Raw genomic sequence first — 1,727 nt, forward strand, 5'->3', positions numbered from 1 at the left:
CTGTTAACGATGCTCTTCACCGCGCTGTTGGCAGCGCTGCGCCTACTGCGCCGGACGAGTCAAAAATGAGCCATGGCGTGGAATTTTGGCTCACAATTTTAGTTAAAAACGCGCTCGGCTACGGAAACTCAGAAGGCCGTACAGTCACGCTATGGAACGTTTCAACCTCTACGTTCACTGCGTTATGGTGCCCGGGCGTTGTTGATGGCGAGCCTTGGTTTCCACTTTTTATTCGCCGCGGTTACGCCGGTCGTCTCATCGTAGCCTAATAGCTGGCATATTCTAAAGGCTTCACCCTTTCGGTATTGCTCCCTACTCGGTGCGCAGCGAAGTCCGTGCGCCGGCCTGCTTTGAGAGGCGAATAACGAATAAGGGGTCTGACGCCGTCTAGTTGTAGCTGTGCATCTTCCATCGAGCGGCCTTGCGTCGAAAGGGCGTCACCGTCGGCGGCCGTTTGCCGTCTAATGCCGCTGCAATTTGGCCTGCAATTGATTCTGATGCTCGCCGAAGCGGATCATTGTCAAGGTGTGCGTACCGCGCCGTAGTGACCGCTTGCGTGTGGCCAAGCAGCCGGCCAATGATTGGCAATCCTAGCCCGCTACCAGCACCGAAACTTGCGTAGGTGTGCCGCAAGTCGTGAAGCCGAACACCCGTTAGGCCGGCCCTTTTGGTGATGGCACCCCACGGCCGTTTCAGATCGTGGCGTGGCATTTCCGGGTCGTCGCCGGGAACGACATAGGGACCAATCCACTCTAGATTGTTCAGTACAGAAAGGGCTGGCGCGTTTAGAATGACCGTTTTTCGGCCACTCTTGCTGTCAGGCAGAAACAAACAGCCGCGCTCAATATCTACATGTTGCCACCGCAGATGCAGGATTTCCCTCAAACGGCAGCCGGTAAATAGGAGGAGCCGCAGCGCGGCCGCGGCAGACGGTGCGATCCGGGTAGAACGCTTCTCCTTTGCGACATGTTTGGCAGTAGGTTTCGTTTCATCCACCGTCCAAGCAATGCCGACCGTTTCCGCTTCCCGAATAGCACCTCCAATGCGCTCAAGTTCATCGCTAGTCAGGAAACGTTCGCGGCGGCTTTCCTTAAATTTTTCGATGCCGCGCGCCGGATGGGTGCCTTCGGCGACGATGTCGGTCCGAGCTGCGAAGGCGTACATGCTACCAACCACCGCTAAAACACGGTTGGCCTGGAAGGGCGTCTCGGCGAGCGAGGAGTGCAGCTTGCTGACCTGTACCCGCGTCAGCTTGTCGGCCTTAGCGGTGCCCAAGGCCGGCTTAACAATGCGGTCCAAGACGTCCCGGTAGAACTCTGCCGTCCCGTCCTTGCGTTTCGCTCGCACGTGGTCAACCATGAAACGGTCGACCAATTCAGCCACCGTGGGCGTTCCCCGCTCAGTAGTTTTCTGGCCCGCCGGATCGTGCCCATGTGCCACAGCCCCCAAAATAACCTTGGCGCGCGTTCTAGCCCGCTCAGGCGCGATTTTTCCAACCGCCGCGATAGTGTAACGCCGCATGGGCGCCCCGCGGCCGGCGCCCGCCCTATAAACCACCACGTAGGATTTCGCGCCGGTTGGGCGCACTCGTTCACCCAAATCCGGGCGCCAGATATCCGTTTCTCGAACCACGGCTTTAACGCGGCTATGATGGGCAGCGAGTGCTCCTTGCGCGCGGCCAGCCGGATGTCCGGCGATGAGCCGCGGACCATGGCTTCGATGGCGTA

2 protein-coding genes are annotated in these 1,727 nt (G+C 58.9%); one reads left to right on the forward strand and one right to left on the reverse strand.

Annotated elements, in window-relative coordinates; translation table 11 throughout:
* The coding region (locus K359_RS64125) for a hypothetical protein (protein WP_210164123.1) at positions 1 to 269 on the forward strand (269 nt) is incomplete at its 5' end.
* 118 nt (positions 270 to 387) lie between these two features.
* Here the strand turns inward: K359_RS64125 and K359_RS56630 are convergent.
* Positions 388 to 1,727: tyrosine-type recombinase/integrase (locus K359_RS56630; RefSeq protein WP_371261267.1), on the reverse strand; the 1,340-nt coding region annotated here is incomplete at its 5' end.

Origin of the sequence: Bradyrhizobium sp. th-b2, assembly GCF_000426785.1 — a bacterium.
Classification (GTDB): Bacteria; Pseudomonadota; Alphaproteobacteria; order Rhizobiales; family Xanthobacteraceae; genus Bradyrhizobium; species Bradyrhizobium septentrionale.